General features: G+C 71.1%; 25 protein-coding genes. 11 read left to right on the forward strand and 14 right to left on the reverse strand.

The window, feature by feature from the left end; genetic code table 11:
• Positions 1 to 50 precede the first annotated feature (50 nt).
• Both A4X16_RS01220 and A4X16_RS01225 read left to right on the forward strand, forming a co-directional pair.
• Positions 51 to 854: an arginase family protein gene (locus A4X16_RS01220; RefSeq protein WP_067115340.1), complete on the forward strand. Its 804-nt coding sequence runs from the start codon at positions 51 to 53 to the stop codon at positions 852 to 854.
• Complete coding sequence (locus A4X16_RS01225) at positions 851 to 1,330, forward strand: Fe-S oxidoreductase (RefSeq protein ID WP_067115153.1); 480 nt, start codon at positions 851 to 853, stop codon at positions 1,328 to 1,330. The genes A4X16_RS01220 and A4X16_RS01225 overlap by 4 nt, the downstream gene beginning before the upstream one ends.
• Here the strand turns inward: A4X16_RS01225 and A4X16_RS01230 are convergent.
• The 3 genes from A4X16_RS01230 to A4X16_RS01240 are packed head-to-tail and all read right to left on the reverse strand — an operon-like array spanning position 1,288 to position 2,993.
• A complete protein-coding gene (locus A4X16_RS01230; RefSeq protein WP_067115155.1) occupies positions 1,288 to 1,758 on the reverse strand; it encodes an SIP domain-containing protein in 471 nt (156 codons plus the stop codon). The genes A4X16_RS01225 and A4X16_RS01230 overlap by 43 nt on opposite strands.
• Before the next feature lie 33 nt (positions 1,759 to 1,791).
• Positions 1,792 to 2,520, reverse strand: a complete 729-nt coding sequence (locus A4X16_RS01235) for a tyrosine-protein phosphatase (protein WP_067115158.1) — start codon at positions 2,518 to 2,520, stop codon at positions 1,792 to 1,794.
• On the reverse strand, positions 2,517 to 2,993 hold the full coding sequence (locus A4X16_RS01240) for a carboxymuconolactone decarboxylase family protein (protein ID WP_067115160.1): 477 nt from the start codon (positions 2,991 to 2,993) through the stop codon (positions 2,517 to 2,519). Before A4X16_RS01240 ends, A4X16_RS01235 begins: the two co-directional genes overlap by 4 nt.
• A 178-nt stretch (positions 2,994 to 3,171) precedes the next feature.
• Between A4X16_RS01240 and A4X16_RS01245 the strand changes: the two genes are divergently transcribed.
• The 6 genes from A4X16_RS01245 (at position 3,172) to A4X16_RS01270 (ending at position 9,111) form a co-directional block, all read left to right on the forward strand.
• Positions 3,172 to 4,086, forward strand: coding sequence for an alpha/beta fold hydrolase (locus tag A4X16_RS01245; protein ID WP_231880223.1), 915 nt, complete (start codon positions 3,172 to 3,174; stop codon positions 4,084 to 4,086).
• Positions 4,087 to 4,184: 98 nt separating this feature from the next.
• Complete coding sequence (locus A4X16_RS01250; RefSeq protein ID WP_067115162.1) at positions 4,185 to 5,705, forward strand: ABC transporter substrate-binding protein; 1,521 nt, start codon at positions 4,185 to 4,187, stop codon at positions 5,703 to 5,705.
• 13 nt (positions 5,706 to 5,718) lie between these two features.
• Entirely contained in the window at positions 5,719 to 6,666 is a 948-nt protein-coding gene (locus tag A4X16_RS01255) for an ABC transporter permease (protein ID WP_067115164.1), read from the forward strand.
• Complete coding sequence (locus A4X16_RS01260) at positions 6,666 to 7,532, forward strand: ABC transporter permease (protein WP_067115166.1); 867 nt, start codon at positions 6,666 to 6,668, stop codon at positions 7,530 to 7,532. The genes A4X16_RS01255 and A4X16_RS01260 overlap by 1 nt, the downstream gene beginning before the upstream one ends.
• Positions 7,529 to 8,320, forward strand: coding sequence for an ATP-binding cassette domain-containing protein (locus A4X16_RS01265; RefSeq protein WP_067115169.1), 792 nt, complete (start codon positions 7,529 to 7,531; stop codon positions 8,318 to 8,320). The genes A4X16_RS01260 and A4X16_RS01265 overlap by 4 nt, the downstream gene beginning before the upstream one ends.
• Positions 8,317 to 9,111 carry an ABC transporter ATP-binding protein gene (locus tag A4X16_RS01270; protein ID WP_067115171.1) on the forward strand — a complete coding sequence of 265 codons (795 nt, stop codon included), beginning with the start codon at positions 8,317 to 8,319 and terminating at the stop codon, positions 9,109 to 9,111. The genes A4X16_RS01265 and A4X16_RS01270 overlap by 4 nt, the downstream gene beginning before the upstream one ends.
• Positions 9,112 to 9,146: 35 nt before the next feature.
• Here A4X16_RS01270 and A4X16_RS01275 read toward each other — a convergent pair whose 3' ends face one another.
• Genes A4X16_RS01275 through A4X16_RS01285 form a run of 3 tightly spaced genes read right to left on the reverse strand, consistent with a single transcriptional unit; the run spans position 9,147 to position 11,265 of the window.
• Positions 9,147 to 9,764: a GNAT family N-acetyltransferase gene (locus tag A4X16_RS01275; protein ID WP_067115173.1), complete on the reverse strand. Its 618-nt coding sequence runs from the start codon at positions 9,762 to 9,764 to the stop codon at positions 9,147 to 9,149.
• 4 nt (positions 9,765 to 9,768) lie between these two features.
• Positions 9,769 to 10,437 (reverse strand): uracil-DNA glycosylase, encoded by a 669-nt coding sequence (locus A4X16_RS01280; protein WP_082914197.1) that lies wholly within the window; start codon positions 10,435 to 10,437, stop codon positions 9,769 to 9,771.
• A 45-nt stretch (positions 10,438 to 10,482) separates the two neighbouring features.
• Positions 10,483 to 11,265 carry an SDR family oxidoreductase gene (locus A4X16_RS01285; protein WP_067115177.1) on the reverse strand — a complete coding sequence of 261 codons (783 nt, stop codon included), beginning with the start codon at positions 11,263 to 11,265 and terminating at the stop codon, positions 10,483 to 10,485.
• A 148-nt stretch (positions 11,266 to 11,413) separates the two neighbouring features.
• On the opposite strand from A4X16_RS01285, the gene A4X16_RS01290 reads away from it, so the two are divergent.
• Both A4X16_RS01290 and metX read left to right on the forward strand, forming a co-directional pair.
• A complete protein-coding gene (locus A4X16_RS01290) occupies positions 11,414 to 12,736 on the forward strand; it encodes a bifunctional o-acetylhomoserine/o-acetylserine sulfhydrylase (protein WP_067115179.1) in 1,323 nt (440 codons plus the stop codon).
• Between the two features lie 169 nt (positions 12,737 to 12,905).
• The gene (metX, locus tag A4X16_RS01295) at positions 12,906 to 14,114 is read left to right on the forward strand and encodes a homoserine O-acetyltransferase MetX (protein WP_067115181.1); all 1,209 of its coding nucleotides are present in this window, start codon (positions 12,906 to 12,908) and stop codon (positions 14,112 to 14,114) included.
• Here metX and A4X16_RS01300 read toward each other — a convergent pair.
• The 5 genes from A4X16_RS01300 to A4X16_RS01320 form a co-directional block, all read right to left on the reverse strand.
• Complete coding sequence (locus A4X16_RS01300; protein ID WP_067115183.1) at positions 14,111 to 14,719, reverse strand: NUDIX hydrolase; 609 nt, start codon at positions 14,717 to 14,719, stop codon at positions 14,111 to 14,113. The genes metX and A4X16_RS01300 overlap by 4 nt on opposite strands.
• Before the next feature lie 67 nt (positions 14,720 to 14,786).
• The gene (locus A4X16_RS01305; protein ID WP_067115185.1) at positions 14,787 to 16,007 is read right to left on the reverse strand and encodes an MFS transporter; all 1,221 of its coding nucleotides are present in this window, start codon (positions 16,005 to 16,007) and stop codon (positions 14,787 to 14,789) included.
• 55 nt (positions 16,008 to 16,062) lie between these two features.
• On the reverse strand, positions 16,063 to 16,392 hold the full coding sequence (locus tag A4X16_RS01310) for a thiamine-binding protein (RefSeq protein WP_067115189.1): 330 nt from the start codon (positions 16,390 to 16,392) through the stop codon (positions 16,063 to 16,065).
• 4 nt (positions 16,393 to 16,396) lie between these two features.
• Positions 16,397 to 17,635 (reverse strand): hypothetical protein, encoded by a 1,239-nt coding sequence (locus tag A4X16_RS01315; RefSeq protein ID WP_231880224.1) that lies wholly within the window; start codon positions 17,633 to 17,635, stop codon positions 16,397 to 16,399.
• Positions 17,632 to 18,477 carry an ADP-dependent NAD(P)H-hydrate dehydratase gene (locus tag A4X16_RS01320; RefSeq protein WP_067115192.1) on the reverse strand — a complete coding sequence of 282 codons (846 nt, stop codon included), beginning with the start codon at positions 18,475 to 18,477 and terminating at the stop codon, positions 17,632 to 17,634. Before A4X16_RS01320 ends, A4X16_RS01315 begins: the two co-directional genes overlap by 4 nt.
• 56 nt (positions 18,478 to 18,533) lie before the next feature.
• Between A4X16_RS01320 and A4X16_RS01325 the strand changes: the two genes are divergently transcribed.
• Positions 18,534 to 19,601 carry an NADH:flavin oxidoreductase/NADH oxidase gene (locus tag A4X16_RS01325; protein WP_067115194.1) on the forward strand — a complete coding sequence of 356 codons (1,068 nt, stop codon included), beginning with the start codon at positions 18,534 to 18,536 and terminating at the stop codon, positions 19,599 to 19,601.
• 54 nt (positions 19,602 to 19,655) lie between these two features.
• Here the strand turns inward: A4X16_RS01325 and A4X16_RS01330 are convergent, their stop codons facing one another.
• From A4X16_RS01330 to A4X16_RS01340, 3 genes are all read right to left on the reverse strand, one after another.
• Positions 19,656 to 20,717, reverse strand: coding sequence for a hemolysin family protein (locus A4X16_RS01330; protein ID WP_067115196.1), 1,062 nt, complete (start codon positions 20,715 to 20,717; stop codon positions 19,656 to 19,658).
• Complete coding sequence (locus A4X16_RS01335; RefSeq protein WP_067115198.1) at positions 20,714 to 22,030, reverse strand: hemolysin family protein; 1,317 nt, start codon at positions 22,028 to 22,030, stop codon at positions 20,714 to 20,716. The genes A4X16_RS01330 and A4X16_RS01335 overlap by 4 nt, the downstream gene beginning before the upstream one ends.
• A 108-nt stretch (positions 22,031 to 22,138) precedes the next feature.
• Positions 22,139 to 23,593 (reverse strand): GuaB1 family IMP dehydrogenase-related protein, encoded by a 1,455-nt coding sequence (locus tag A4X16_RS01340; RefSeq protein ID WP_067115201.1) that lies wholly within the window; start codon positions 23,591 to 23,593, stop codon positions 22,139 to 22,141.
• Between the last annotated feature and the right edge of the window lie 66 nt (positions 23,594 to 23,659).

Raw genomic sequence — 23,659 nt, forward strand, 5'->3', positions numbered from 1 at the left:
CCCGGACGATCACGTCCGGGGCATCCGCTCTTCCGCAGCTGGAGGCACTCATGGTGCGATTCCTCGTGGTTCCGCAGTGGCAGGGCTCTCCCGCTGCGCGCGCGATGCTCCTGATGGACGGCGCATCGGCCATCGCCGGCGACCTGCCCCGTGCGGCGACGTCGGTGCTCGATGTGCCCATCGAGGCCGGCGAGTCCCTCGGCACCGGGGTGCGCAGGCTCAGTGCGATCCGCCGCACGCGAGAGCTCGTCGCCGAGAACATGACGACCGACACGGTGGTGATCGGCGGGGACTGCAGCGTCACCGTGGCCGCGCTGGCCTCGCTGCCCGGCGGCACGGACGATCTCGCGGTCGTCTGGTGCGACGCGCACGGCGACCTCCACACGCCCGACTCCTCGCCCTCCGGCGCCTTCTCCGGTATGGCGCTCCGCGCCGTCCTCGGGGAGGGCGAACCGCAGCTCGCGCTCTCCCCCGGCATCCCTCGGGAGCGCATCGTCACGGTCGGGATGCGGAACCTCGACGACGACGAGGTCCCGGTGAAGGACGAGCTCCGCGGCGTGTCCGTGGCCGATCTCGCCGACCCCGATGCACTGGCCGACGCCGTGGCGGCCACCGGTGCCGCCCGGGTCTGGGTGCACATCGATGTCGACGTGCTCGACCCCTCCGCGATCGCGGGCGTCTCGTCTCCCGCGCCGTTCGGCGTGGCGCCGGCAGACCTCAGCGCATCCATCCGCGCGCTCCGCGCGCGACTCCCTCTGGCGGGTGCGACGATCGCCGGGTTCGCACCCCGGACCCCGGTCGACGCCGTCGACGACCTCGGTGCCCTGCTGCGACTCGTGGGCGCCGTCGCATGAGCGACGACTGGCGCCCCGCGGCCGAGAGAGCGCTCGATCACGGAAGACGGCTCGATCGCCGCATCCCCTCCGTCCTCCTCCGCTCGCCGATCAGTCGCGCCGGGTACTGGTGGGGCACCGCGGTCGGTTGGATGTGGGGGTCGCTGTGGAGCACCGGACCGGTGGAGCGCCGCGGCGGGCTCTGGATCTTCCAGGGGATGCCGGAATGGACCTTCAACCGAGGCGGCGTGTGCGTGGGCGGCTGCTTCCTGACCGGCAGCAGACGACCGACCGATGCCGTGCTGCGCCACGAGGCCGTGCACAAGGCGCAGTGGCTCCGCTACGGGATGCTGATGCCGGTCCTCTACCTGATCGCGGGTCGCGACCCGCTGCGCAACCGCTTCGAGATCGAGGCGGGCCTGGAGGACGGGAACTACGTGCGACGCGGCAGCGGTCAGCGACCGGAGGGCAGCAGCCCGAAGCGCTCCGGCGCGTAGATCTGCTCTGCGCGCACGGCGAGCTCGCCGGTCAGGTGCTCGACGATGTCGGCGGTGCCGAGGTAGCCGCCGAGCAGGGTCACGCGCGTCTCGAACTCGTCGTCGCAGAGCATCTCGTCGGCCCACGCGCAGGTGGCGCGGGCGAGCGCGAGCCCCGGCGTGCACGAGCGTCCCGTACCCGGGGCACCGGAGCGATCGGCCCGGACCAGCCAGGTGACGGTCATCCGCGCAGGGGCGTCGATCACGCCGACGTCGGACTTCTCGGGGACCTCGATGAACACGCGTCCCGAAGCGCACAGGGGCAGCGTGGTCAGGAACGCTTCGAGTTCGACCAGCGAGGTCTCGTCGGCCGTGACCAGGTTGTGCGCACGACGACGCGCGGCGCGACGCTCGGCGCGCGTGCTGCGGGTTTCGAGGGAGGTGCTCATCGTTCCTCCATCGTACACCAGGAGAAGGGTTGCCTAACCTTGCTCGTCCGGTTCGTCGACGTCGACGAGAGCACGACGCAGATCGATCAGCTCGGCGTCGGTCATGCCGTTCGCGCGCAGGTAGCCGGCGGCGGAGCCCCATCGCTCGTCGACGCCGTCGAGGAGGGCGCGCATCACCGGTGCGGGCGACTGCGTCGCCAGGGCCGCCGCGTGGACGGCCTCGGGATGCTGGTCACGGAGGTATGCGAGGATCCGGCGGGACCGTTCCGGCGGCAGCTGAGACTCCGTGAGCGCGTAGTCCTCGATGATGGCCTCGCGGTCTGCGCCGACGGCGGCCAGGGCGAGCGCGACGGTGACACCCGTGCGGTCCTTGCCGACGGTGCAGTGGATCAGCGTCGGCTCCCCCTTCGCGATGATCCGGATGGCCGCGACGAGACGTTCGGCACTCTCCTCGAGGAGGTGGAGGTACAGGTCGTCGAGGCTGGTGTCCGCCTCGAAGAAGGAGCGCACCGAGCCGAGGAAGAGCGGGAGGTGGGTGGTGTCCGGCCCTTCGATCTCGGTCGGCTCCGCGGCGACCTCCTCGCCGTCCCGCAGGTCGACGATGTGCGAGACCCGCCGACGGAGCTCGACCGCTCCCGCCGTCGTCGCAGCGGAGAGCTGGCCGGAGCGCAGCAGCACACCCGATCGGATGCGTCCGCCGTCGGCGGGCATCCCACCGACGTCGCGGACGTTGTTGACGCCCTCGATGTCGAGGACGCTCATGCGGATGCCTGGCTGTCGCGCGGGGGAACCGGGTAGCGGCCCGCGATGACGACGCGGTTGAACGCGTTGATCGACACGCACGCCCAGCTGAGCGCCGCGTACTCCTTCTCGGTGAAGATCGCGCCGACGCGGTCGTACACGTCGTCGGAGATCCCGTCCTCGGAGATGAAGGTGAAGGCCTCGGCCAGCTCCAGGGCGGCTTCCTCGCGCTCGCTGAACACGTCGCTCTCCCGCCAGGTCGCGATCTGCATGAGGGTGTCCGTGTCGATCCCCGCGGCGAGCGCCCTGTCGACGTGGATGCGCGTGCAGTAGCCGCAGCCGTTGAGCTGCGAGCAATGGATCATCACGATCTCCTTGAGGCGGTCGTCGATCCCGTTCGCCGCGCAGATCTGTCCGACCGTCCGCGAGAACGCGTCGAGGGCCTTGTACGCCGCCGGCTCGGTCTTGGACAGATGCACACGCGTCTCGCTCATGGATCAATAGTATTCCGAAGTGCACGTCGGCTCGCCTCGCGGCCGTACAGGTCGTAGATCACATATGCACAAGCAGAAGTCAATTTGGTATGGCATTAAGCGCCATTCAGTGGACACTACGACGCACATTCTGCTCCCGCATTTCTCGTGCACCTTCCACCCAGAGCAGAATGAGGGCGTGGCGATCGACATCGACGAGTTCAGCTATCTCCCCCTCCAGGCCGAGACCCTCGGGGTTGCTCTCCCCCGGGCCGAGCGCGTGGCAGTGGACCTCCCGGACGGGCGACGGCTCAGCGCTCTGCGCTACGGCGAGGGAGAGCCGAGGATCACGCTGCTGCACGGCGCGGGACTCAACGCGCACACGTGGGACACGACCGCCCTCGCGCTGGGGCACCCCGTGCTCTCGATCGATCTCGCGGGTCACGGGGATTCGTCCTGGCGCAGCGACGCCGATTACACCCCGCGAACCCTGGCAGCCGACGTCGCCGCCGCACTCGACGAATGGACGAACGCGCCGCAGCTGATCGTCGGACAGTCCCTGGGCGGTCTCACCGGCGCGGCGCTCGCGGCGTCGCGTCCCGACCTCGTCGCCGCGCTGCTCGTCGTGGACATCACTCCGGGGATCGACACGACCGCGGGTCCCGCGGCGCTGCGCGACTTCTACGCCGGCCCCACCGACTTCGCCACGCGCGACGAGCTGGTCGACCGCGCGATCGCCTTCGGCTTCGGCGGCGCGAGGCCCGACACCGAGCGCGGTGTGTTCCTGAACACGCGCGTCCGACCCGACGGTCGCGTCGAGTGGAAGCATCACTTCGCCCACCTCGCCGCACACGCTCTCGCGGCGCCCGACGCGGAAGTCGCGGCTGCCCCGGCGGTGCTGGACGGCTCGGGATGGGACGACCTCTCCGGCGTCGAGTCGCCGCTGACCCTCGTCCGTGCGACCGACGGGTTCGTCGCCGAGAGCGACGCGGAGGAGTTCCTCCGCAGGCTCCCCCATGCACGCGTGGTGGTCGTGCAAGCCACGCACAACGTGCAGGAGACGGCCCCGACCGAACTCGCCGCGCTGATCGGAGCATCCGCCCCCGCCGCCTGATTGTGACGCTCCGTTCCACAGGGGCCCGCACCACCCCGAGACATCCCTAGGCTCGATCCACCGGCACACAGCACCTGCCGCACCGAGAGGAAACACCCATGTTCCGACGTACGCGACGATTCGCGCTGATCTCCGCACTCGCGGCGAGCGCCGTCATCCTCAGCGCCTGCTCCGGCTCTGCGGAGCCCGAGACCACGACCCCGGTCGGCGAACCCGATCCCGATGCCACGCTCCAGGTCGGTCTGGTCCTCGAGCCGACGAACCTCGACATCCGACGCACCAGCGGTGCGGCGCTCGAGCAGATCCTGATCGACAACATCTACGAGGGACTGGTCAGCCGCACTCCGGAGAACGAGATCGTCCCGCGCCTCGCTGCGGAGTACGAGGTCTCCGACGACGGACTGACCTACACGTTCACGTTGAACGAGGGCATCACGTTCCACAGCGGCACGGCGCTCACGTCCGCCGACGTGGTGGCGTCCTACGAGGCGGTCCGCACCGACACCACGCTGCAGGGCAACGCGGAGTTCGCCCCGGTCGCCTCGATCACCGCCCCCGATCCCGCGACCGTGCAGATCGTGCTGTCGGAGCCGAACCAGAACTTCCTGTTCTCGCTCACCGGTCCGGCCGGGCTCGTCTTCCAGACGGGAGACACCACCGACCTCAAGACGGCGGAGAACGGCACCGGCCCCTTCACCCTCACCCGGTGGAGCAAGGGCAGCGCGATCACGTTCGCGCGGAACGACGCCTACTGGGGCGAGCCGGCGGGCGTCGCCGAGGTCGAGTTCCAGTACATCCCCGACTTCACGGCCGGTGTCAACACCGCGCTCGACGGCGGCGTCCAGGTGCTGACGGCGGTCGACCCCAACCTCGCGCCGCAGCTCGAGGACTCCGGCGATTTCACTCTGACGACGGGGCGGACCACCGACAAGGCGACCCTCGCGTTCAACAACGCCAAGGCACCGCTCGACGACGTGCGCGTGCGCGAGGCCCTGCGCCTGGCGATCGATCACGAGGCGCTCGTGGAGGCCGTCGGGTCGGGCTCGACGCTCTACGGCCCCATCCCCGAGCTCGACCCCGGATACGAGGACCTCTCCGATGTGATCTCGTACGATCCGGAGAAGGCCAAGCAGCTGCTCGCCGAGGCCGGGCAGGAGGACCTCGAGCTCACCCTCACGATCCCCGGGTTCTACGGCACGACCGTTCCGAAGGTCCTGATCTCCGATTTCCAGAAGGTCGGAGTCACCCTGGAGGTCGACTCCGTCGAGTTCCCCACGTGGCTCGAGGACGTCTACACCAACAAGGACTACGACCTGAGCTTCGTGCTCCACGTCGAGCCGCGCGACTTCGGCAACTTCGCCGACCCGGACTACTACTTCGGCTACGACAACAGCGAGGTGCAGGCGCTCTACACCGAGGCCCTCGCTGAGGTCGACCCCGACAGGTCCGCCGAGCTGCTGGCCGAGGCCGCGCGCATCGTCTCCGAGGATCACGCCGCGGACTGGCTGTACAACGGCGCCACCATCACCGCCGTCAGCCCGCTGGTCTCCGGCTTCCCGAAGGACTCGATCAACTCGCGGATCGACCTCGCCGGCGTCACGGTCGCCGCCGAGCAGTGACGACCCCCACGTCGTGATCCGCTACGCGCTCGGCCGAGGAGCCCTGCTCATCGCAGGGCTCCTCGTGTCGAGCGTGCTCATCTTCCTGACCCTCCGCGTGTTCCCCGGCGATGTGGCTCAGCTGATCGCCGGGACGCAGGCGTCTCCCGACGAGGTGGACGCACTGCGAGAGTCCCTGGGTCTCGATCGCCCGCTCCCCGCGCAGTACGCGGAGTGGATCGGCGGCATCCTCCGCGGAGACCTCGGGACCTCTCTGCTGTCCGGCGCCTCGGTCGGCGAGGAGCTGCTCCTGAAGTCCCAGGTCACCGTGCCTCTCGGGGTCATGTCCCTTCTCATCGCCGTGCTCATCGCGGTGCCCTTCGGCATCCTCGCTGCGCTTCGTCGGGGCGGCGCCGGCGGAACGGCGCTCAGCGTCGGAGCGCAGGCCCTGGCGGCGGTCCCCGTGGTGTGGGCCGGGATGATGCTGATCGTGGTGTTCTCCGTATGGCTGGGATGGCTTCCCCCGCAGGGCTTCCCCCGTACGGGATGGAGCACCCCGGGGCAGGCGATCGAATCCCTGCTGCTCCCCGCGCTCACCATCGGGATCGTCGAGGGCGCGATGCTGATGCGCTTCGTCCGCAGCGCGACGCTGCAGGCCGCGAGCGAGGACTTCGTGCGCACGGCGGCGGCGAAGGGGCTCACGCGCACCCGGGCGCTCATCTCGCACGGCATCCCGGCCGTGGGTCTCTCGATCATCACGGTGCTCGGCCTGCAGGTCGCGGGGATCATCGTGGGATCCGTCGTCATCGAGCAGCTGTTCACGCTGCCCGGCATCGGACGGATGCTCGTCGCCGACGTGGGCACGCGCGACCTGATCAAGGTGCAGAGCGAGCTCCTCGTCCTGACGGGCTTCGTGCTGATCGTCGGCTTCCTCGTCGATCTCCTGCACCGCGCCGTCGACCCGCGGCAGAGGGAGGCGTGATGCCCCGCTGGATGCCACGACTGTGGCGGACCGCGACCGGTCGCTTCGGCCTCGTCGTCGTCGCGCTCGTCGGGATCGCCGCCCTCGTGTCCCTCTTCTGGACGCCCTTCGATCCACAGGAGTCCGACCTGCGCAGCCGCTGGGGGACGCCGGGATGGCCTCACCTCCTCGGAACGGACGACACCGGGCGCGACATCCTCAGCCTGCTGATGGCCGGCGCCCGTACGACGGTCTTCGTGAGTGTCGGTGCGGGGATCATCGCCACCCTGCTCGGCATCGCCCTCGCGGCGCTCGGCGCTCTCACCGCCCGCTGGGTCCGGGAGTCGGTCGCGGTGCTCGTCGACATCCTCATCGCCTTCCCCGTGCTCCTGATCGCGATGATGATCTCGTCCGTGTGGGGAGGATCGCTGTGGGTCGTGATCTGGGCCGTCGGCATCGGCTTCGGCGTGAACATCGCCCGCGTGACGCGCCCCGAGCTGCGGCGGGTGCAGCGCAGCGACTTCGTCCTCGCGGCGCGTGCCTCCGGGCTCACAAGCGGCCAGAGCCTCATCCGCCATCTGCTCCCCAACGTGGCTCCGGTCTTCATCGTGCAGCTGTCGTGGTCGATGGCGGTCGCGGTCCTCGCCGAGGCCGGGCTGTCGTACCTCGGCTTCGGCGCGTCGGTCGTCGAGCCCAGCTGGGGTCTTCTCCTCGCCGACCTGCAGCGCTACATCGGCGTGCATCCGCTCTCGGTGATCTGGCCGGGGCTCGCGATCACCGTCACGGTCCTCGCGTTGAATCTCCTCGGCGACGGCCTGCGGGAGGCGACCGACCCAACTCTGCGACACCGGACGGCCGAGACCCACACCCCGGCGGTGGTCGCATGAGCCTCGTGGTGCAGGACCTCGTGATCCGCATCGACGGACGGGCGGTGGTCGACGGCGTGTCCTTCGACGTCCCCGACGGCACCCGTCTCGGACTCATCGGCGAGTCCGGATCCGGGAAGTCCCTCACCGCCCTGGCGCTGCTCGGACTCCTGCCCGACGGAGCGGAGGCCTCCGGCAGCATCCGCTGGAACGGCGTCGAGCTCATCGGGATGCCCGACCGCGAACTCGCGAGGCTCCGCGGCGACGACATCGGGATCGTCTTCCAGGAGCCGCGCACAGCCCTGAATCCGATCCGCACGGTGGGAAGGCAGATCGCCGAGTCGATCCGCATCCACGAGGGCGTCGGTCGCCGCGAGGCGCGGGACCGGGCCATCGAGGAGGCGGCGCGCGTGCGGCTCCCCGATCCGCCGACCATCGTCGACCGCTACCCGCACCAGCTCTCCGGAGGCCAGCGCCAGCGCGTCGCCATCGCCATGGCGCTCGCCTGCCGTCCCCGACTGCTCATCGCCGATGAGCCGACGACTGCTCTCGACGTCACGATCCAGGCGGAGATCCTCACGCTCCTCCTCCGGCTCGTCGAAGAGGAGGGCATGTCCCTGGTGTTCATCACGCACGACCTCGCGGTGCTGGCCCAGATCGCCACCCACGGCGTGGTGCTCGATCGCGGCCGGGTCGTGGAGTCGGCCCCCATCGGCACCCTGCTCACGAGCCCAGCGGCCGACGTCACCCGGGCGCTGCTCCGCGACGCGACCGCGACGCTGTGGCGTCCGGAAGGAGATGAGGGATGAATCTCATCGAAGCACGGGGTCTGCAGAGGGACTTCCCGACACCGGGGCGCTCGACCTTCGGACGCATCGGCACGCAGACCGCGCTCGCGCCGACCGACCTCGACATCGTCGCGGGATCGTCCGTCGGCATCATCGGCGAGTCCGGATCGGGCAAATCGACCCTCGTCCGACTGCTGCTGGGTCTCGATCGCCCCACCTCCGGCACCGTCGCCGTCGACGGCAGGCCCGTCGACCCGAGCGCTCCGGCCCGGTCGCTGCACTGGCTGCGCAGGCTCACCGGACTGGTGTTCCAGGACCCCTACGCCTCCCTGGACCCGCGCATGTCGGCGGGGCAGATCATCGGCGAGCCGCTGTGGGCGCTCGACATCCCCGGCGATCGACGCGCCCGCGTCCGGGAGGTGCTGCAGCAGGTGGGTCTCGACCCGGAGATGGCCGAGCGCTACCCGCACGAGTTCTCGGGAGGGCAGCGCCAGCGGATCGCGCTCGCCCGCGCGATCGTGCACCGCCCGCGCATCCTCGTCGGCGATGAACCGCTGTCCGCGCTCGACGTCACCGTGCGCGCCCAGATCCTGGAGCTGCTCGTCGAACTGCGCCGGAGCACGGAGCTGACCCTGGTCCTCGTCTCGCACGACATCGGCGTCGTGCAGAGCGTCTGCGACACGGTGGTCGTCATGAAGGGCGGCAGCATCGTCGAGCGCGGCGGCACGGCGGCCGTGCTGCGTGCCCCGCAGCATCCGTACACCAGGACGCTGCTGGCGGCGATACCGGTCATCCCCGCTCCCCCGGCCTGATCCGCTCCGGCGCGGCTCCGCCGCGGCGGCCGCGCTCAGCGACCGGCGGACGCGCCGAAGAGCCTGCGACGGCGGTCCGGGGTGAGAGCGCGCTTCATGTACACCGTCCCGAGCTCACGGCCGAACTTGTGCCCGACCCGCCCCATGCGGCCCGCCTCCTCGAAACCGAGCGCGGCGTGCAGCCGGATCGACGCCTCCGCCTTGGAGTCGCTGATCACCGCCACCATCTCGCGGATGCCGAGCTGCTCGCACGCATCGATGAGGGCCTGCAGCAGGGCCCGCCCGAGTCCCTTGCCGCCGGCGCCCGGACCGAGGTAGATCGAATCCTCGACCGTGTACCGGTAGGCGTTCTTGCCCGCCCAGGGCTGCGCGAGGGCGTACCCGAGCAGGACCCCCGACGGCGACACCGCCACGAGGAACGGCAGCCGGAGCTTCGTCAGGAGCGCGAACTTCTCCCGCCAGTACGGGATGCTGCTCCGTCGGTCGTCGAGCGTCACGACCGAGTTGCTCACGAAATGGTTGTAGATCTCCCGCACGTACGGGAGGTCCGCGGAGCGCGCCGCGCGGATCGAGTAGGCGAACACGTCGGGAGACGACGGCGGACGCAGATGGCGCGGCAGCACCCGGCGACGATCACCGGGTTCGAACTGCATGCGATCAGCTTAGGGGGCGCTCTCCCTCGACGCGCCAGTCCACCGCGGACGCGCCGAGACCCTCCAGCAGGGCGTTCGCCCGGGAGAAGGGCCGAGAGCCGAAGAAACCGCGACTCGCCGACAGCGGCGACGGGTGCGCCGAGGCGATCACGGGGGTCGTGCCGAGCAGGGGCTCGAGCTTCGCCGCATCCCGGCCCCAGAGGATCGCGACGAGCGGCTCCTGCCGCGCGACGAGGGCCCTGATCGCGAGCTCCGTCACGGCCTCCCACCCCCACCCGCGATGCGAGGCGGCGGCGCCCGGCCGCACGGTGAGCACGCGGTTCAGCAGCAGCACGCCCTGATCGCTCCAGGCGGTGAGGTCGCCGTGCGGTGCCGGCGGGATGCCCAGGTCGCTCTCGCGCTCCCGGTAGATGTTGCCGAGGCTGCGCGGGAGCGGGCGGACCTCCCGGTCGACGGCGAACGAGAGGCCGATGGGGTGCCCGGGCGTCGGATACGGGTCCTGTCCCGTGATGAGCACTCTGACGTCGGCGAGCGGGCGCTGGAAGGCGCGCAGCACGTGGTCACCGGCCGGGAGGTATCCGCGGCCGGCGGCCTGCTCGGCGCGCAGGCGCTCGCCGAGCGTCGTGACGACGTCCTGGGCGGGAGCGAGGGCGCGCGCCCAGCCCGGATCCATGAGGCCGTCGGCGGCGAGCTCCGCGAGGGTGCGCGGCGTCACGGGTCAGCCGACGGGGCGCACGCGCAGCGGACCGCGTGCGAGCAGATGATTCGCGGACTGCGCGACAGGGCGCATGGTGATGAGGTCCAGATTCACGTGGCCGGGCGCGTCGAGCGCGTAGGCGATGACGTCGGCGACGTCCTCCGCGCGCAGCGGCGCCTCGACTCCGGAGTACACGGCCTCGGCCGCCACGCTGTCGCCGCCGAGGCGGTTCAGGGTGAACTCCTCGGTGTGGACCATGCCGGGGGCGACCTCCGCGACGCGGATCGGCTCGCCGTTCAGCTCGAGCCGCAATGCGTGCACCAGCATCGACTGCGCGGCCTTCGCGGCGTTGTATCCACCGCCGCCGGCGTAGGCCACCTGCGCCGCGGTCGACGTCACGAAGAGCGTGTCGGCGTGCCCGTCCTGGGCCGCGGCGCGACGCAGCAGAGGCAGCAGGCCCGCGACCAGCCGCTGGCTGGACAGCACGTTCGCGTCGTACATCCACTGCCAGTCGCTGACGGACGCGTCCTCGACCCGGTCGGTGCCGCGGGCTCCGCCCGCCACCTGCACCAGCGCGTGCACCGGCCCCGACCGCTCGACCTCCTCGACCAGCGCCGTCACCGCGTCCCCGTCCGTGAGATCGCAGGCGATCGCGGATGCCCCCGTCTCCTGCGCCAGGGCCGACAGCCGATCGGCGCGCCTCGCCACGCCGATCACATCCCAGCCCGCGGCGCGGAGCCTGCGCACTGTCGCCTCTCCGATCCCCGAGCTCGCACCGGTCACGACTGCACGCCTGATCACCATGCCTCCACCGTACGATGTTCCGGGCGGAAACGCGGGCGCACACTGTTACGTCACATTTCCCGTCCGTTGTTGACAGGAATCGATGTTCCGTACTCTCGCTGCAACGGCATCAGCCGTCCCGACCTTCCAACCGTTCCAGGGGGAACACATGTCCGCACCCGAGACCTGGCGCTTCGAGACCAAGCAGATCCACTCCGGCGCTGCACCCGACCCCGTCACCAAGGCGCGCGCGACGCCGATCTACCAGACCACGTCGTACGTCTTCGACAGCGCGGACCACGCGGCGAACCTCTTCGCCCTCGCCGAGTTCGGCAACATCTACACCCGCATCCAGAACCCGACCCAGGACGTCCTGGAGCAGCGCCTCGCCGCGCTCGAGGGGGGCACCGGCGCCCTCGTCCTCTCCAGCGGCCAGGCCGCCTCGACGTTCGCGGTGCTCAACATCGCCCAGGCCGGCGACCACATCGTGTCGTCCAGCTCCATCTACGGCGGCACGTACAACCTCTTCAAGTACACGCTCGCGAAGCTCGGCATCGAGGTCACCTTCGTCGAGAACCAGGACGACCCCGAGGAGTGGCGTCGCGCCCTCCGCCCGAACACCAAGCTGTTCTTCGCCGAGACGATCGGCAACCCGCAGATCAACATCCTCGACATCCGCGCGGTCGCCGACGTGGCGCACGAAGGCGGCGTGCCGCTCATCGTGGACAACACGATCGCGACGCCGTACCTCATCCGCCCGTTCGAGCACGGCGCCGACATCGTCGTGCACTCCGTCACCAAGTTCCTCGGCGGACACGGCACCACGATCGGCGGCGTCATCATCGACGGCGGCACGTTCGAGTGGTCGAAGAACGTCGACCGGTTCCCGGGCCTGACGGTGCCGGACCCCTCCTACCACGGCGCCTCGTACACGGCGGCCGTCGGCGACCCGCTCGCCTACATCATCAAGGCGCGCGTGCAGCTGCTCCGCGACCTCGGCTCGGCCATCGCGCCGCAGAGCGCATGGAACCTCATCCAGGGCATCGAGACGCTGTCGCTGCGCATCGAGCGCCATGTCCAGAACGCGCAGGAGATCGCGGAATGGCTCGACGGCCGCGATGACGTCGCATCGGTCAACTATTCGGGGCTGCCGTCCTCGCCCTGGTACGCGAAGGCGAACGAGTACGCGCCCAAGGGCGTCGGCGCGGTGCTGTCGTTCGAGCTCAAGGGCGGCGTCGAGGCCGGACGCGAGTTCGTGAACAGCCTGTCGCTGTTCAGTCACCTCGCCAACATCGGCGACGTGCGCTCGCTCGTCATCCACCCCGCCTCCACGACCCACGCCCAGCTCACGCCGGAGCAGCAGCTCACCGCCGGCGTCACCCCCGGGCTCATGCGCCTCTCGGTCGGCATCGAGAACATCGACGACCTCAAGGCCGATCTCGACCAGGCGCTCGCCGCCGCGCGACGCGTGTCGGAGGCTGCTCGGGCCTGACCGCCCCCGCAAGCGATCGGCGATGCCCCGGGCCGTGGTCCGGGGCATCGCCGCGTTCGGAGGGGAGACGCGCCGCGCGGCGGTGCCTCGGAGCCGGCGCCGACGTGCGCGGCTCACCCGGCGGCGTAACGTTCGGCCGCCCGACCGCGGCCCACGCGAGAATGGACATATGGACTGGCAGACGACCTCGGAGGACACGGTGCCGTCGGCACCCGTGACGGAGGCCGACGTCCGGCTGCTCCGTGCCCGGCCGCCCGCGACCGGAGCGTGGCGCGACGGCGACGCGGTCGGCGGACGTCGCTTCGCCTCGTTCGGCGCGTTCCGGACCGAGAGCGGCGCCGAGCTGCCCGGCATCCGCCTCGCGTACGAGTCCTGGGGAGAGCTGAACTCCGCTCGGGACAACGCCGTGCTCGTGCTGCACGCACTGACGGGCGACAGCCATGTGCGCGGCGACGCCGGCGCCGGCCACCCGACCGCAGGCTGGTGGGAGGACGTCACCGGACCCGGCGCTCCGCTCGACACCGATCGCTGGTTCGTGATCGCCCCGAACATGCTGGGCGGATGCCAGGGGTCCACCGGTCCCGCGAGCATCGCCCCGTCCGGCTACGAGTGGGCCTCCCGCTTCCCGTACCTGACCATCCGCGATCAGGTCGCCGCGCAGGTGCGCCTCGCCGACGCGCTGGGCATCGACAGGTGGGCCGCCGTCGTGGGCGGATCGATGGGCGGCATGCACGCCCTGGAGTGGGCGGTGTCGCACCCCGACCGCGTCGAGCGCCTCGCCGTGCTCTCCTCCCCTCCCGTGACGACCGCGGACCAGATCGCACTGAACACCGTGCAGCTCGAGACGATCCGCATGGATCCGCGTTTCCAGGGCGGCGAGTACTACGACCTGGGCGACGGAGACGGACCCCACCGCGGTCTGGCCCTCGCCCGCCGCATGGCTCTGCTGAACTACCGCAGCCCGATCGAGCTCAACCACAGATTCCAGCGCTCGTGGCAGTCGACCGTGTCGCCGCTCGGCCATGGCGGGCGGTTCGCGGTCGAGTCGTACCTCGACTTCCACGGCAACAAGTTCACCCGGCGCTTCGATGCGAACAGCTACATCACGCTGGTCGAGGCCATGAACTCGCACGACGTCGGGCGCGACCGCGGCGGTGTCGAGGAGGCGCTGGCCTCGGTGTCCGCCACGACGCTCGTGCTCGGCATCGACAGCGATCGCCTGTTCCCCGTCGACGGTCAGCACCGGATCGCGCACGGCATCCCGCACACGCTGGACGGCGATGAGGCGATCGTCCTGCACAGCGACTTCGGGCATGACGGCTTCCTCATCGAGACCGACGCCGTCGGCCGGCACCTGCGACGGCTGCTCGCGGCCTAGTCCTCGACGAGCCGCCACGGCAGCGTCCCGGTGTGCAGTCGCATGCCCTCCCACTCGAACACCGGCCCGGCGGGCGACGGGGTCACGCGTGTCGAGAAGAGCCCGGGGATGCCCGACGCTGCGACGGCATCGGCCACGGTGTCGAAGCGACTCAGCCGATCGAGGGTCACCCACGTGGGCGGATACAGCGTCCAGTCCCCCGAGGCGTGCGCGGCCAGCGCGTCGGCAGGTCGGATCCACCGGGCATCGACGACCTCATCGGGGGACGTCCGAAGCTCGGACGAGGACGTCTCGGCGATGAAGAACCAGGTGCGGATGCGCACCGGCGCCTCCGGGGGCGGCTGCCAGCGCGACAGGACGACGGGCTCGGCGATCTCGAGCCCCACCTCTTCGCGCGTCTCCCGGATGCCGGCGCGGCGGGCGTCGTCGACCTCGCGTGCGCCGGGGCGGTGGTCGACGTCCTCGATCCGACCGCCGGGGAAGACCCAGGCGCCGGAGAAGGATCCGCGATCGGGGCGGCGCATCAGGAGCACCTCGACGCCGCGGCTGCCCGATCGGATCACGACGACCGTGCCTGCCACCGGGATCGGGTCGTCGTCGTCCACGCTCACACTCTACGGGGACCATCCGCTCGGAGGCGGGCGCCCGTCGGCGGGCCGGGCTCCGTCGACATCAGGCCGGGACGAGCACGCGGCGGCGGGACTCGACGCGGTACGACACCAGGGCGATCACGAGTCCGGCGACGGCGAGCGCCGCGCCGGTCCAGGACGGCGCCGTGAAGCCCCATCCGATCGCGATCACGACGCCGCCGAGGAACGCGCCCAGGCTGTTGCCGATGTTGAGAGCCGAGTGGTTGAGCGCGGCCGCGATCGACTGGTTGTCCCCCGCGACATCCATGAGGCGGGTCTGGATCGTCGGGCTCAGGACCGAGGACACGAACCCGACCACCACCACGAGGATGCACAGGGTGACGATCCAGAACGACAGCGCCGCGAGCAGGCCGAGCACCGCCGCCAGCGTGGCGAGGCCGACCAGGAGTGTGCGTCGCAGGTCGATGTCCGCCAGGTGCCCGCCCACGAGGTTGCCGGCCGTCATCCCGAGTCCCATCAGGACCAGCACGATCGGCACCACCCACTCCGGCGAGCCGGCGACGTCCGTCACCAGCGGCGCGATGTAGCTGTAGACGGCGAAGAAGCCGCCGAACCCGATCGATCCGATCCCGAGCGCGAACCACACCTGCGGGATGCGGAACACGCCGAGCTCCTGCCGCATGGTACGCCCCGGCGATCCGGGATGCCGGGGGACGAAGAACGCGATGGAGAGCGTGGCCAGCGCGAAGACGAGAGCCACGACGGCGAAGGCGACCCGCCACCCCCACTGCTGCCCGAGGAAGGTTCCGAGCGGGACGCCCACCACGTTGGCGACGGTCAGACCGGTGAGGATGAAGGCGACGCCCTTTGCGCGATTGCCCGGGCCCATCACGTCGGCGGCCACGAGGGCGCCGATGCCGAAGTAGGCGCCGTGCGGGAGTCCCGCGAGGAGGCGGGACACGCCGACCAGCTCGAAGGTCGGCAGCACGACCGTGAGCGCATTGAAGACCGTGAGCGCCAGGGCGAGGCCGATCATCACGCGGTGCCGCGGAAAGCGCGCGACGAAGCCGGCGATCGTCGGCGCGCCGATCACGACGCCGAGCGCGTAGAGCGAGATCAGCCATCCCGCCTGGCTCAGCGCGTCTTCAGGGCTGGACGCCCATTGGGTCGGGAGCAGCTCGGCGGCGATGTTGGGCAGCAGGCCCATGATCACGAACTCGGTCATGCCGATGCCGAAGCTGCCTATGGCGAGGGAGAGGAGCGCCCACTTCGCCGCACCCCTCGATTCAGTCGAGGGATTCACCCGTACAGCCTACCGGCCGGACGAGGCTCGGAACGCACCCCGGACGCACTCCGGGTCAGTCGCCCGACTCGTCGATCGCCGCCTCGAGCCGCTCGATCTTGGCGTCGAGCTCGCCCGAGTACCCGGGGCGGATATCCGCCTTGAGCACGAGTGAGACGCGGGATCCGAACGGCATGACGGCCTCGGTCGCACGCTTGACGACCGCCATCACCGAATCCCAGTCCGGTCCCTCGATCTCGGTGAACATGCTCGTGGTGCGGTGCGGCAGCCCGGACTCGCGGACGACGCGCACGGCCGCGGCCACCGCGTCGTGCACGGATGCGTCGGAGCGGTCGGAGCCGTCGGCGGGGGTGCCGCTCGGTGCGACGGAGAAGGCGATCAGCATGGGTTCACTCCCGGGGGTCGGTGGTTCGGAGGACGGGCACGCGCACGAGGGCGCGGATGCCGACGACGAGCAGCACGATCAGCAGCGCGTTGCGGGCGGTGAGGACGACCACCGCGAGCGCATCCGCACGCAGCAGCGCGTCGTAGTTCAGCGGGTACACCAGGCAGGTGAGGGCGCACAGCGTCAGCACGAGGACGGCCGGCGCCGCTGCCCGCGTCCGGTCCCACACCATCCACAGCAGCGCGGGGGCGATCAGCCACGTCTGGAACTGCGGCGAGCCCACCTTGTTGACGACGATCAGGGCGACGACGAGCGACAGCGCGAGCGGCGGGAACAGACGCGACGCGGATGCGCCGCGCATCGACCGGGAGACCCCGAGCACGGCGATGGTCGCGACGACCACCACCATCACGGGCGTGAGCGCGGCGCCGACGGCGTCCGCGCCGGGTGCGGCGATCTGGAACGTGAGGATCTCCGTGCTGTACTCGATGCGCGCCGCGCCCATCACGGCCATCCACAGGAAGGGCGTCGCGGCGACGGCCTCGATCTGCAGGCCGCGCCCCGTCTGCTCGGTGAGGAAGCCGAAGAGCTCCGTGCCGGCTCCGAGAAGGAGCAGGGTCCCGATGATGCCCGCCGTCACGGCGGCGGCCGTGACGAGCATCCGCATCCGGTGCCTCGCGGCGACGACGGCGGCGAGCACGAGGGCTCCGGGCCAGATCTTGATCCAGGCGCCGATCGTCAGGAGAGCGGCGGCCGCGGCGGGCCGTCGCGTCAGCCACAGGCCGCCGATCACGGCCAGTGGCACCGTCACCGCGTCGATGCGGTAGAGCGCGATGGGACCCAGCAGAAGGATCGCGGCGGTCCAGAACCAGGCGGCGAGGCGGCGTGGAGACGACGGCGTCCGTGCCACGAGCACCCCGAACGCGACGGCATCCAGCACGGTCACGAGCACCGCCCAGGCGATCAGGTACGCGCCGGAAGCACCGAGAGCACCGATCAGCGGGAGGGACATCGCCTTCGCCGCCAGCATCGGGAGGAGGGCGACCTGCGGGTACACCCACGGCTCCGTGACGCCCACCACCGCTCCCCCGGCGAGCGCGGACGTCGCCCACGGCTCGTACACCAGCACGACGTCGCCCATCGGCTGACTGGGATAGACCCAGCCGACCACGGCCGTGAGCACGTGCACCGACAGGAAGGCGCCCCACAGGATCGCGGTGCGCAGGGTCGCGGCGCGGCTCACGCCAGAAGGTCCGCGACCGCGCGCGGCAGCGCCTCGGCGACGTCGAGCGCGACGATCGGATGCCCGGGGCGACCGCGCTCCGGATCGACGCCCGCTGCGATCCTGCCGGCCAGGCCGTGGAGCCATGCCCCCGCCGCGGCGACCTCGGCGATCGGCGCGCCGGGATTCGCCGCGAGCAGCGCTCCCAGGACTCCGCCGAGCACGTCGCCGGTTCCGGCGGTGGCGAGCCACCCGGTGCCGCCCGACACCTGCAGCACCTCGCCGTCCGGTGAGGCGATCAGCGTGTTCGCCCCCTTCAGCAGCACCACGGTCTCGAGGGCCTCCGCGGCGCGCGCCGCCGACCACGCGCGGTCGGCGTCGACGTCGGGGCCCATCCCCGCACGGGCCTGAAGCCGCGCGAACTCCCGGAGGTGCGGCGTGAGCAGCACGGGGGCGGTCGCGGCATCCAGCGCCAGGTCCAGCGCGCCGGCATCGACGACCACCGGCTGCTCGCCGAGGAACAGGCCCCGCAGCTCCTCCTCCTCGCCCTCGGCCCGATGCGCGGAGTCCGTCCCCGATCCGATCACCCAGGCGCCGACGCGCGCACCCTCGACGTCCGGGCTGACCACGGTCTCGGGGCGACGGGCCAGAACCGCATGGGCGGCCGGACCCTCGCCGATGTAGCGGACGAATCCGGCGCCGGCGCGCCATGCCGCCTCCACGCCGAGGACCGCCGCTCCGGGGTACGCCGGGGAACCGGTGCGCAGTCCCACGACGCCCCTCGAGTACTTGTCGTCGTCGGCGCCGGGGACGCGCACGAAGCGCGCCGTGTCGTCGCGGGTCCACTCGCGCACCTCGAACATGACTCCACGTTAGCGGCGCGGCCCCCGATCCCCCTGCCGCGCACTACCGTCGAAGGGTGAGCATCCTCTTCTCCCCCGTCACCATCCGATCGCTCGAACTCCGCAACAGGCTCTGGGTCTCGCCCATGTGCATGTACAGCGCCGTCGACGGCGTCGTGCAGGAATGGCACCACACCCACCTCGCGCAGTTCGCGTCGGGCGGCGCCGGGCTGATCGTCGCCGAGGCGACCGCGGTCGTCCCCGAGGGACGCATCTCACCGCGGGACGCCGGTCTGTGGAACGACGCCCAGCGCGATGCCTGGGCGCCCATCGTCCGAGCGATCCATGAGCGCGGGGCGGCCGCCGGGATCCAGCTCGCGCATGCCGGTCGCAAGGCGTCGACGTGGTGGCCGTGGGCCGATGCTCGGGGATCGGTGCCCGAGGCGGACGGCGGCTGGCAGACCACGGCGCCCTCTGCCGTCGCCTTCGACGGGTTCGACGCCCCGGTCGCTCTGGACGCCGCGGGGATCGACGCCGTGGTCGAGGGCTTCGCCGCAGCGGCTCGCCGCGCGCGGCAGGCGGGGTTCGACGTGCTGGAGATCCACGGCGCGCACGGCTACCTCCTGCATCAGTTCCTCTCCCCGCTGTCGAACCTCCGCAGCGACGAGTACGGCGGGTCGCTCGAGAACAGGGCGCGTCTGCTGCTCCGCGTGATCGATGCGGTCCGCGGCGCCGTGGGCGAGGCCGTGCCGGTGTTCGTCCGCATCTCGGCCACCGACCACGCCGAGGGGGGATTCACCGCGGAGGAGGCGGCCGCCGTCGGCGACTGGGCCACCGCGCACGGCGCCGACCTCATCGACGTCTCGAGCGGCGGGCTCGTCGCCCACCAGCAGATCGACGTCTTCCCCGGCTATCAGGTGCCCCTCGCGGAGACCGTGCGCCAGGGCGGTCGCATCCCCACCACCGCGGTCGGACTCATCACCGCCGCAGCGCAGGCCGAGCAGGTCCTCGCGGACGGCGCCGCCGATGCGATCTTCGCGGGGCGAGAGTGGCTGCGCGATCCGCACTTCGCCCTGCGCGCCGCGCACGACCTGGGCGCGGACGTCGCCTGGCCTCCGCAGTACGAGCGGGCGCACTGGCGCTGACACGACGAAGCCCTCCGGTCCCTGCGGGATCGGAGGGCTTCGCGCTGTCCGGGGTCAGTGACCGCGCACGCGTCTGGTCGCGTCCTGCACCTCGCCCACGAGCTCCTCGAGGATGTCCTCCAGGAAGAGCACCGCTGTCGTGTTCCCCTGTGGATCGCGCACCTTCGCCAGGTGACGTCCGGCGCGACGCATCACCGCCAGGGCGTCCTCCAGATCCGTGTCCTCCTGGACGGGCACCATGTGATGGATGCGCTTGGCGGGCAGCGGCTCGACGAGCTTCGCTGCCGCATCGGGGCCCTCGGATGCGCGGAGGATGTCCTTCAGATGCACGTAGCCGACCGGTATCCCCTCGCCGTCGACGATCACGTAGCGCGAGAACCCGTACCGGGCGACCGCCCTCTCGATCTCGTCCGGCGTCGTCGTCTGCGGAAGCGTGACGAGATCTCCGAGCGGCACCGCGATGTCGCGGGCCTTCTTGTCGGTGAACTCCACCGCCGCGGCCACCGCGCCGACCGTGTCGGCGAGGATGCCCTCCCGACGCGACTGGTCGACGATCGTCGCCACCTCGCCCAGGGTGAACGTCGAGGCGGCCTCGTTCTTCGGCTCCACGCGGAAGAGCCGCAGGACGCCGTTGGCTGCGGCGTTGAGCACCCAGATGACCGGCATGAACGCCTTCGACACCCAGACGAGCGGCGGCGCGAGGATCAGCACGGCGCGATCCGGGACCGAGAACGCCAGGTTCTTCGGCACCATCTCGCCGAACACCACGTGCAGGAACGACACGAACAGGAGCGAGATGGTGAACGACACCGCGTCGACGACCCCCTCCGACCATCCGACCGCCTGCAGCGGTGTGGCGAGGAGGTGGTGGATCGCCGGCTCGGAGACGTTCAGGATCAGCAGCGAGCAGATGGTGATGACGAGCTGCGACGTCGCCAGCATCAGGGTGGCGTGCTCCATCGCGTAGAGCGCGGTCTTCGCCGCGCGCGAGCCCTGCTCGGCACGCGGCTCGATCTGCGAGCGTCGCGCCGAGATCACGGCGAACTCGGCGCCGACGAAGAACGCGTTCGCGACGAGCAGCACGACGAGCCAGGCGATTCCTGCCCAATCGTTCATCGGGTCACCTCCTCGTCCGCCGTCTGCGGAGTCGCGATGTAGCGGATGCGGTCGACGCGTCGGCCGTCCATGCGGACCACCTGGAGCGTGCCGGTGTCGACGGCGACCTCGTCGCCGACGACCGGGACCCGCTCGAGGACGCTCATGATGTAGCCGGCGACGGTGTCGTACACATCGCCCTCCGGCACGTCCACGCCGGCGCGGCGCCGGAGCTCGTCCGGACGCAGCTCGCCGGGGAACGTCACCCCGCCGCGCCCGACGACGACGCCCGCCCGTGAGCGGTCGTGCTCGTCCGACACCTCGCCGACGATCTCCTCCACCAGGTCCTCCAGCGTGACGAGCCCGGCGGTGCCGCCGTATTCGTCGACGACGACGGCGAGCTGGTATCCGCGCGCCCGGAGCTCGGTGATGAGCCCGTCGACGTGGGCGGTCTCCGGCACGCGCAGAGGCTCCGTCGACAGCGCGCCCACCGGGACCTCGGCGCGGCGCTCGCGCGGCACCGAGATGGCGGCCTTGAGGTGCACGACGCCCGTGATGTCGTCCAGGTCCTCCCCGTACACGGGGAAGCGGCTGTGGCCGGTGCGCCGAGCGAGCTGGATGACCTCGTCCGCGGGGTCGCTCGCCGCGAGCGCGTGCATGCTCGGCCGCGCCGTCATGACGTCGGCGGCCGAGAGACGCGAGAACGTGAGCGTGCGGTCGAGCAGCGTGGCCGTGTCCGCTTCGAGCACGCCGGCGCTGGCCGACCGCCGGACGAGGGACGAGAGCTCTTCCGCCGTGCGGGCGCCCGAGAGCTCCTCCTTGGGCTCGATGCCCATGCTGCGCAGCACGCCGTTCGCGCTGCCGTTGAGGACGACCACCGCGGGCTTGAACACCGTCGTGAAGGCGACCTGGAACGGCACGACGAGCTTGGCCGTCGCGCGGGGCAGCGCGAGAGCGAAGTTCTTCGGCACGAGCTCTCCGAGGATCATCGACAGCGCGGTGGCCACGACCATCGCCACCACAGTGGCGATGGGAGCGATCGCCGGCTCCGGGATGCTCCAGGCGACGAGCGTCGGGCGCAGCAGATTCGAGAGCGCGGGCTCCATCGTGTATCCGGTGAGCAGGGTCGTCAGGGTGATGCCGAGCTGCGCCGCCGAGAGGTGCGTGGAGGTGTGGCGGAGGGCGCCGATGGTCATTGACAGACGTGACTCACCCCTGGCCTGTCGAGCCTCGAGATCGGCGCGGTCGAGGTTGACCAGGGCGAACTCGCTCGCCACGAAGAGTCCGGTGCCGACCGTGAGCAGCAGCCCCACGCCCAACAGGATGTAATCCATCAGTGGTTCCCCTCACGTCGGAGAGGCGGGCGGTGGGGCGATCTACTGCAACTGGGAGGGTCGTCCATAGTGTGACGATTGTACGGGATCGGGCCGTCGCGGAGGGCGTCACCAGCTGACCGGCAGCGCCTTCCCCTCCTCGTAGCCGGAGGCGGACTGCAACCCGACGAGCGCCCTGTCGTGGAACTCCGGCACCGATGAGGCGCCGGCGTAGGTGAACGACGATCTGACGCCCGAGGTGATCATGTCGAGGAGGTCCTCGAGTCCGGGGCGCAGGGGGTCGAGATAGATGCGCGACGAGGAGATCCCCTCCGCGAACAGCTCCTTGCGCGCCCGCTCGTAGGCGTCCAGCCGACCGAACCGCGCCTGGACCGCCTTCGTCGACGCCATCCCCCACGACTCCTTGAAGAGCCGACCGTCCGCGTCGCTCTGGAGCTCGCCGGGGGCTTCGATCGTCCCCGCGAACCACGAGCCCACCATCACCGACGCCGCGCCCGCGGCGAGCGCCAGGGCGACGTCGCGCGGGTAGCGCACACCACCGTCCGCCCACACGTGCGCGCCGAGCCCGCGCGCCGCTTCCGCGGTCTCGAGGACCGCGGAGAACTGCGGCCGTCCGACGGCCGTCATCATGCGCGTCGTGCACATCGCGCCGGGACCGACGCCGACCTTGAGGATCGTCGCTCCGGCGGCGACGAGGTCCTCGACGCCGTCCGCGGTGACGACGTTGCCGGCGACGATCGGGATGCCGAGGCCGAGGTCCGCCACGGTGCGCAGGGCCCGCAGCATCCCCTCCTGGTGCCCGTGGGCGGTGTCGACGACGAGGACGTCGACTCCCGCGGCCGCGAGCGCCCTCGCCTTCGACGCGACGTCGCCGTTGATCCCCACGGCGGCCGCGACGGCGAGACGTCCGTCGCCGTCCAGTGCGGGCGCGTAGAGCGTCGACCGCAGAGCGCTGCGCGCGCTGAGGGTGCCGACCAGATGCCCGTGCCGGGTGACGGTGACCATCTCGGCACCGGCATCCGTGATCACGTCGAAGGCGTGCCTCTCGGAGCCGATGTCGTCCGCGTCCAGCGACGGCGTCCCCGAGTGCACGAGGTCTCCGAGCTGAGCGTCGGGCAGCGCCGTGGCGAGTCGCGTGGCCGGGAGCACCCCGACGATGCGCTCGACGTCGTAGGGGGCGTCGCCGGTCGCGACGACGATCCCCTGGCCTGCGGTCGGAGGGAGCCAGCGCAGGGCGTCGGCGACGGAGGCCTCCGGCGGCAGCACGATCGGGGTGTCCCAGGGCACGGGCTGCGCCTTCACCTCGCGGATCGCGGCGTCCAGCGCCTGCAGCGGCATGTCCTGGGGGAGGACGCCGAGGCCGCCGCGACGCGCAAGCACCGCCGCCAGCCGGGGACCGGTGACGGAGTTCATGTTCGACGCGACGAGCGGCAGCGTCGCCGGCGTGCCGTCCAGGGGCGACAGATCGACCTGCAGTCGACTGGTGACGTCCGAACGTCGCGGGACGAGGAAGACGTCCGAATAGGTCAGATCGACAGTGGGTGACTCGCCGGAGAACTCCATACGCCCACGGTACTCAGATCAAGGGGGCCGAGGTGCATGCCTTGGACGATCCGGCAGGGAAACACG

Source organism: Microbacterium sp. H83, assembly GCF_001650405.1.
In the GTDB taxonomy this organism is placed as follows: domain Bacteria; phylum Actinomycetota; class Actinomycetes; order Actinomycetales; family Microbacteriaceae; genus Microbacterium.